The sequence below is a fragment of the Kitasatospora nipponensis genome, from assembly GCF_039528135.1.
Taxonomy (GTDB): Bacteria; Actinomycetota; Actinomycetes; order Streptomycetales; family Streptomycetaceae; genus Kitasatospora; species Kitasatospora nipponensis.
The window spans coordinates 1-7,397 of sequence record NZ_BAAALF010000282.1 but is presented as its reverse complement, the minus strand read 5'-3'; the positions used below and the strand labels follow the sequence as shown (position 1 = coordinate 7,397).

At 74.0% G+C, this 7,397-nt stretch carries 9 protein-coding genes; 3 read left to right on the top strand and 6 right to left on the bottom strand.

All coding sequences use genetic code 11. The features are described from left to right. From ABD323_RS38220 to ABD323_RS38205, 4 genes are all read right to left on the bottom strand, one after another. The coding region (locus tag ABD323_RS38220; protein ID WP_344446710.1) for an acyl-CoA thioesterase at positions 1–531 on the bottom strand (531 nt) is incomplete at its 3' end. A gap of 11 nt (positions 532–542) precedes the next feature. Next, positions 543–863 carry a hypothetical protein gene (locus ABD323_RS38215; RefSeq protein WP_344446709.1) on the bottom strand — a complete coding sequence of 107 codons (321 nt, stop codon included), beginning with the start codon at positions 861–863 and terminating at the stop codon, positions 543–545. Between the two features lie 345 nt (positions 864–1,208). Beyond that, entirely contained in the window at positions 1,209–1,688 is a 480-nt protein-coding gene (locus ABD323_RS38210; RefSeq protein WP_344446708.1) for a GNAT family N-acetyltransferase, read from the bottom strand. An 82-nt stretch (positions 1,689–1,770) separates the two neighbouring features. Then, positions 1,771–2,226, bottom strand: a complete 456-nt coding sequence (locus tag ABD323_RS38205; RefSeq protein WP_344446707.1) for an ankyrin repeat domain-containing protein — start codon at positions 2,224–2,226, stop codon at positions 1,771–1,773. Positions 2,227–2,670: 444 nt separating this feature from the next. Between ABD323_RS38205 and ABD323_RS38200 the strand changes: the two genes are divergently transcribed. The 3 genes from ABD323_RS38200 (at position 2,671) to ABD323_RS38190 (ending at position 5,454) form a co-directional block, all read left to right on the top strand. Beyond that, positions 2,671–2,865, top strand: a complete 195-nt coding sequence (locus ABD323_RS38200) for a hypothetical protein (RefSeq protein ID WP_035840595.1) — start codon at positions 2,671–2,673, stop codon at positions 2,863–2,865. Between the two features lie 209 nt (positions 2,866–3,074). Further along, the gene (locus tag ABD323_RS38195) at positions 3,075–4,781 is read left to right on the top strand and encodes a hypothetical protein (RefSeq protein ID WP_344446706.1); all 1,707 of its coding nucleotides are present in this window, start codon (positions 3,075–3,077) and stop codon (positions 4,779–4,781) included. Positions 4,782–5,079: 298 nt separating this feature from the next. Next, on the top strand, positions 5,080–5,454 hold the full coding sequence (locus ABD323_RS38190; RefSeq protein WP_035795456.1) for an RNA polymerase-binding protein RbpA: 375 nt from the start codon (positions 5,080–5,082) through the stop codon (positions 5,452–5,454). A 207-nt stretch (positions 5,455–5,661) separates the two neighbouring features. On the opposite strand, the gene fxsA is transcribed toward ABD323_RS38190, so the two are convergent. Further along, entirely contained in the window at positions 5,662–6,270 is a 609-nt protein-coding gene (fxsA, locus tag ABD323_RS38185) for an FxsA family membrane protein (protein WP_344446704.1), read from the bottom strand. Positions 6,271–6,327: 57 nt separating this feature from the next. Beyond that, positions 6,328–7,397, bottom strand: a 1,070-nt coding sequence (gene lnt / locus ABD323_RS38180) for an apolipoprotein N-acyltransferase (protein ID WP_344446703.1), incomplete at its 5' end; no start/stop codon positions are given.

Below are 7,397 nucleotides of genomic sequence, written 5' to 3'. Positions count from 1 at the left end.
CCGGACCGCGGCCGGCCGGGCGGCCACGGCCGCAGCGGCGGGCTGCGGGACGACCGCGGCGGGCCGGGGGGCGGGCGGCCGCGGGGCCACCGTGCGGGCCGCCAGCAGGTGCGGACTGATCGTCATGTAGTCGGAGAGGAATCGCCGCTCCGACTGGCTCAGCTTGCGCGAGCGCCCCGAGTCCAGATCACGAGCCACCACCACGGTGCGCGCCGTCATGTACGTGAACGGATCACGGCAGACATCGACCCGCACGTGGGCGGAACTGCGTCCCAGCCGATCCACCGTGAGGCGGACCAGCAGCGGTTCCGGCTGGTGGTGCAACTGCTGGAGATAATCGATCTCGTGCCGGGCGATCAGGAATCCGGCCGGAAAGAGGGAATCGCGGACCGCCTTCGCGTGGTGGTGGAAGAGGTCGTAGATTCCCTCCTGGATGTAGCCGACCAGCCGGGCATTGTTGATGTGCCCGTTCTCGTCGACATCGCTCCAGCGGGTCGGGCAGTGCAGCACGTGGGCGTTGCGGGTCGTCATCGGTCCGCCCCTCACGCCGTCGTCCGGGTGTGGCCCGCGCCGGAGCGCGACCCGGTGCCGGCCAGCGCCCGCTGCAGCCGGGCGTGGTAGCCGGCGTCCGCCGCCAGCATCCCCTCGGTGGTCCAGCCCTCCTCCGCGGCCTCCGCCGCGGTGCGGACCACCAGCGCGTCCAGGGCGCCGTCCACCGCCCGGCACAGGTCGGCGACGGCGGCGAGGCGGCCGGTCATGTTTCCGGCCCCGGCCCGGACGGGGAATTCGGCAAGCGCGTTCACCGCGAGCTGGAGGCCGTCGGCGGTGGCCGCCGTGGTTTCCGGCCGGCAATTGTCGTGCACGATGTCTCCCGAGAATCAGCGGATGGGCAGGGGTAGGGACGGACCCGAGGAATCCGGGACCACCCAGCAGACGCAGCGGGGAAGACGCTAGCCCAGCCCATGGGCTCAATTCACGGTTTATGCAGGCAGACGGGGTACGACCGCACGTCCGGAGTACTGAGAATTCACCGTGACCAGTCACGTGACCGACCAATCGGCGGCACCGCGCGGAGAAGTAACGGGGAATGTGAAGAATTCTCGGAACAGTTCCGGCCGCCCGGTGACGGACGGCCGCCCGGGCCCGGTCCGGCCGGGTGGCGGCGCCCGCGGGGGCCGGTGCGACCCGGTCCCGGCGGGCGCCGGGCCTCAGCTGGAGACCAGTTCCTTGCCCAGGCAGATGCTCAGCGGCGATTCCCGGTAGAGGCCGAACTTGGTGATCGGGCGGTACCCCTCGGAGGTGTACAGCGCCACCGCCTCCGGCTGCTCGGTGCCGGTCTCCAGCACCACGCGCTTGCGGCCCGCCGCCGAGGCCGAGGCCTCCAGGTGGCGCAGCACCGCGCGGGCCAGCCCGCGCCCCCGGGCGGCCGGCACCACGAACATCCGCTTGAGCTCGGCGTCGCCGTCGAGCAGGAAGGGGCTGTCACCGTCCTTGGCGCGCCAGCCGCCGCAGGCAACCGGCGCGTCGTCCAGGTAGGCCACCACGAAGGTGCCGTACGGGGGCACGAAGTGCTCGGCGTGCAGGACGGTGAGGTCACCGTCGCCGTAGCGGCGCACGTACTCCTGCTGGACCTCGGCGGTCAGCAGTTCGGCGTCGGGGTGGTCGTAGCGGGTTGTACGAAGCTCCATGGCCGCCAAGCATACGGCGGCCCGATCATCCGATGATCCGTGGACGCAGGGGCGGCCCCGGGGCACGGACCGTGGACGGCGCTCAGCGGGCGGCGAAGCGGGCCAGCAGCTCGTCCTTGCCGAACATCTGCGCGGTCGCGTACGCCGAGGGCTGGCCGGCCCGCGGGTCGGCGCCGCCCTCCAGCAGTGCCGTCAGGGCCTCCTCGGCCCCCTTGAAGACCGTGCCCGCGAGCGGGGTCTGCCCGCGGTCGTTGACCCGGTCCGGGTCCGCGCCGTGCTCCAGCAGCACCCGCACGGCCGGCGCGTGACCGTGGTAGGCGGCCAGCATCAGCAGGGTGTCGCCCCGGTCGTTGGCCAGGTTCGGCGGCGCACCGGCGGCCAGGAAGGCGGCCAGCGCCGCGGCGTCGGCGGCCCGGGCGGCGTCCAAGATCCGCCCGGCCAGCTCCACCAGCTCGGCCTCGGCCGGCTCCTCGGCGGCCGGCCGCCCGTCCTGCGGCCCGGCTGCGGCGGGATTCTGCGGTTCGCGGGAGTCGGCCATCACGGCCCCTTCCTGACAGTGGGTCGGACCGGGCGGCGGGCGCCGGCTCGGTGCCCCCGCACGGTAGCCGCCCACCCGGGCCGGGACCAGCGACCGTCCACGATCCGGCCGCCGCACACGACACGCCGGGCAACTGGTCACGCCTCCGTTCGGGCGAAATATCAGGAGTACTCAGCCGTCACACACACCACACCCGTCACAGCGAAAAGGCCGAGAACTCCGGCCCGAAGGCCCATGGCCGGGCCGTTCGAACCCCCGTTCCCCACCCACGGCCTGCGACTTCCGCCGAGAACCACCCGTTTGCCCCGTTCCATCATCTATTACTTTTTGTCACGATTGTGGCACTTTCCGTGACACTGTCCCCTGTATGGCTTCGCGGACCACCTCACCGCTGCCATCCCACGGCAGTGGTCCCCTGTCCCGCCTCACCGAGGAGCAGACCCCGTGATCCTGTCCATCTCCGGCATCGTCCTGTTCGGCACCATCGCCTTCCTCTTCTTCCGCCGGGACGGCCTCAAGGTCTCGCACGCCTTGGTCTGCGCCCTGTTCGGCTTCTACCTCGCGGGCACCGCGATCGCCCCCAGCATCCAGGCCGGCGGCGCGAGCCTGGCCAACCTGCTCGGCGGCATCAAGTTCTGAGCCCTGCGGCTCCCCTCCCCCGAGGCCCCTCCCACGGGCCCCGGATCCCGCCACACGCCGGCCCGGGCGCGGACCCACCGCCCCCGGGCCGCGCGCCTTCCCCGCAGCACCGCCGTCACCGCGCCACCGCCGCCCAGCGGCCGGACGGCCGTCGCACGGCCTCGCCCGCCCCACCCGTCCCGTCCCATCCGCCCGGGGAGTCAAGGACCATGTCCCTCAACCGCCACCTCACCCGCGGACGCGAGCAGCTGGTCCGCAGCCGCGACCTCGCCCGCACCGCCGGGGACCACGCCGCCGACATGTTCGCGCCGCTCACCCTGATCGCGCGCGGCCTGCGCCGGCACGCCGGCTGGGCCCGGGCCCGCTGGGCGGCCACGCCCAAGGACCGCCGCGGCCCGACCCTGCTGCTGACCGCCGCCGCCCTGGTGGGCGGGGTGCTGCTGCCGCACGGCCCGCTGCTGGCGATCGTCGCGCTGCTCGCCAGCGCCGCCTGGGCCGGCCGCCGGCCCCGGACCGCCCAGGAGCCCACGCCGGACCCCGCCGACGTCAAGCTGCCCGCGCTCTACGCCGCCCTGACCCCCTACCTCTGCGCCGCCGACGACCCCTGCCCGCTCTACGGCCCCGAGGGCGGCTACCGGGACGTCTTCACCGACTGGGCCTTCGACCCGGACGGCCGGCTGGCCGCGCTGGAGATCGCCTACCCGGCCTACTTCACCGACACCGAGCCGATCGCCCGGGCCCGGATCGAGCAGGTCGTGCAGGGCAAGGCCGGCCGGGCCCGGGAGTACCGCTTCGACTGGGACGAGGAGTGCAACCGGCTGCAGGTGACCGCGCTCTCCCCGCTGCCGGTCGACGTCCCCGCGCAGAACTGGGTGACCGCGCCGGGCGAGATCGTGCTCGGCTTCACGGACAGCCTGGCCACCCAGCGGATGATCCCGGTCGCCCAGGACGGCGGCAGCGGCCACCAGCCGCCGGTGGTCTGGCGCACCGGTCCGCGCTCGGCCGACCCGCACCTGCTCGCCCTCGGCCCGGCCGGCTCCGGCACCTCCACGCTGCTGCGCACGGTGGCCCTGCAGGCGCTGGCCCACGGCGACCTGCTGGTGATCGACGGCGCCGGCACCGGCGAGCACGCCTGCCTGGTCAACCGCCCGGGCGTGCACACCGTGGAGACCAGCCTGCACGGCGCGCTGGCCGCCCTGGAGTGGGCGGCCCAGGAGACCGAGCGCCGGCTGGCCGCCCTCAACGCGGCCCGCTACCGCGGCGAGCCGGCCCCGGCGGACGCCACCCGTCCGCTCTGGCTGCTGCTGGACCACCCCACCGAGCTCAGCGAGCTGGCCCACGCCGAGGGCCGGCCCGACCCGCAGGACCTGCTGGAGGTCCCGCTGCGGCACGGCCGGGCCGCCCGGGTCACCGTGGTGGTGGTGGACACCATCGAGGCCGCCGACCGGATCTCGCCCACCGTGCGCAGCACCGCCCGGGCCCGGGTCGCGCTCGGCGCCCGCACCCCCGAGGAGCTGCAGGTCGCGTTGGGCGTCCCGCTCGACATCGCCCCCGCCGCGCAGACCCCTCCCGGACGCGGCTACGCCCGGATCGGGGCGCACGCGCCGACCCGGCTCCAGGTGCCGGCCACCGTGGACCCGCTGGACGACGAGGCGCCGGCGCGGCTGCGGGACGCGGTGATCGCCCTGCTCCCGCACCGCGACACCCGCACCGAGGCGGCCGCCCCGCCGCTGCCCGACCACCAGCCGCACACCCCGGCCACCGCGCAGCCGGCCGGCTCGTCACCCGTCGGCGCGCACCCGGTCGGGGCCCGTCCGGCCGGCGCCCCGCAGGGCGCGCCGGTGCGCGTCGAGCTCGGCAAGGACCGCGCGGATCGTGCGGATCAGCACGAAGTCCGCTCCGCCCCGCAGTGGTGACCGGAGCTGAGCTGCCAGAATGGCGAATTCCCGGGCGACCCCAGTACGCTCCCGCGAGGCCAGTGCACTGCCCCGGATAAGCAGAATCGGTCACAGGGCGCGAAATTCGTGACACTCAGGGTGATATCCCACTCCAGATGTGACAAAACGGACGGAGATGGGTACAAACAGGGGCGGCACGACAGACGACGCATGTCCCGGGACGGGAATCTTCGTCGACGGCCGAGCGTTGACCGGAACGACGAAGACAGCGACCCCCAACTAGTCCTGTGGGCCATAAGCCCTGGAGGCACGATTCATGAGCGAGCGAGCTCTCCGCGGCACGCGACTCGGCGCCACTAGCTACGAGACCGACCGTGGCATCGATCTGGCCCCGCGCCAGACCGTCGAGTACGCATGTCAGAACGGACACCGCTTCGAGGTGCCCTTCTCCGTCGAGGCGGAGATTCCTTCGGCCTGGGAGTGCCGGTTCTGCGGCACCGAGGCCGTCCTGCTGGACGGTGACGAGCCGGAAGAGAAGAAGACCAAGCCCACCCGGACCCATTGGGACATGCTGATGGAGCGCCGGACCCGTGAGGAGCTGGAGGAGGTGCTGGCCGAGCGGCTGGCCGTGCTCCGCTCCGGCGGGATGAACCTCGCGGTACACCCGCGGGACACCCGCAAGAGCGCCTGACCCGAAGCCACCCCTAGCACCGGTGGCGACACGCGTGGGGCCCGATCCGTGATCACGGATCGGGCCCCACGCGTGTTCCGGCACCCGTTGCGGGCCACCCGTTCGCGACCACCGCTCCCCCGCTGGACACCGGTGGCGGGCAGCCGGACGGGGGAACGCCCCGATCATCGGAGCGCTCCCCCTTGCGTCGAAGAGGCTGAAGAAGCTCTAGCGGCTCAGCGGCGGGGTGGCGCCGTCCTGCGGGGTGCCCGGCCACTGCGGCGGCGCCGGGTCGACCACCTCGCCCTGGATCACCTTGCCGTCGGGGCGGTGGATGCGCAGCTGCTCCTGCAGGCGCAGCGCGTCCGCCAGCGGATCGCCCGCGCCGGCCGGCACCCGCAGGGCCTTGCGCACCACCCGGCGGCCCGCCAGGCGCCACAGCGCCCGGGTCGGCGGGAAGAGCAGGGTCAGCCCGACCAGGTCGGACAGGAAGCCCGGGACCATCAGCAGCACGCCGGCCAGCACGGTCAGGCTGGTGCCGGTCTCCGCGGCGCCCGGGGCGGGCATGGTGCCCTGCTCCAGCGAGGCCGAGGCGGCCCGCAGGGCCTTCAGGCCGGCCCGCTTGATCAGCCGGCCCCCCAGCACGATGCCGAGCAGCAGCAGGAGCAGGACCAGGGGCCACCCGATGGCCGAGGCCACCTGCACCACCAGCCAGATCTCCAGGACCAGCCAGGCGGTCACCACCAGGGGCAGCACCCGGCGCAGCCGGCTGCGTCGACCGGTCGGCGGACCACCGGGACGGCCCGGGGCTTGGGTCGGGTCAACGTGCTGGGTCACGGTACGAATCCACTCCATCGCGGCGCACGCGCGCGCCGCCGGGCTCGTCCCGCGCGGTCAGGGCGCCACCCTGGACAACGGTCCGCCGGCCGCGGGTGTTCCGCCGCGCGGGCGGCGGCGGCCGATCAGCACCGCGACGCCGCAGGCCAGCAGCCCGATCACGGACAACGCCCACTCCGGCGCGGCGCCCACCCGGTCGGCGAGCGTGCGGCCGTCGCGCAGCGGGACGTTCGCACTGATCTCGGCGGCGGTCAGCTCGGCGGTGCGGGTCTCGATGCTGCCGTCGGGGCGGATCACGGCGCTGATGCCACTGGTCGAGGCGATCAGCACGGCCCGGCCGTGCTCGACCGCGCGCAGCCGCGACATCGCCAGCTGCTGGTCGGGCTGACCGCTCTCGGCATAGGTCGCGTTGTTGGTCTGCACGACCAGCACCCGGCCGCCGTCGTTGACGGTGTCCCGCACGATCTCGTCGTAGGCGACCTCGAAGCAGATCACGTCACCGATCCGGGCCGGGCCCAGCTGCATGACGCCGGTGCCCTTGCCGGGGTAGAAGTCGTGGGCGACCCGCTGCAGTCGGGTGATCAGCTTCATCAGCACCGAGCGGAACGGGACGTACTCGCCGAACGGCACCGGGTGCTGCTTGGTGTAGTGGGCGCCCGGACCGGAGACCGGGTCCCAGACGATGCCCTCGTTCTGCACGTGCTGGGCGTCCGGGCCGTCCACCAGGGCGCCGACCAGGGTGGGCACGCCGATCGCGCGCACCGCCTGGTCGATCCGCTGGTAGGCGAGCGGGTCGCTGAAGGGGTCCAGGTCGGAGGAGTTCTCCGGCCAGATGACCAGGTCGGGGCGGGGCGCCCGGCCGGCCTGGACGTCCGCGGCCAGCCGCTCGGTGGCGGAGGCGTGGTTGTCGAGCACCATCATCGGCCGGCCCAGGAAGTCCATGCCGGGCTTGGCCACGTTGCCCTGGATGAGCGCGACCTTCACGGTGTCCGCACCGCTGGTGGGCACCGGCACCGCGTAGCCGCTGACGGCGCCGGGCAGCGCGCAGACGCCGGCCAGCAGGGCGGCGGCGAAGCGGCGCCCGGTGGCGGGGGCCTCGGTGGCAGGAGCCTCGGGGGGCGGGGGCG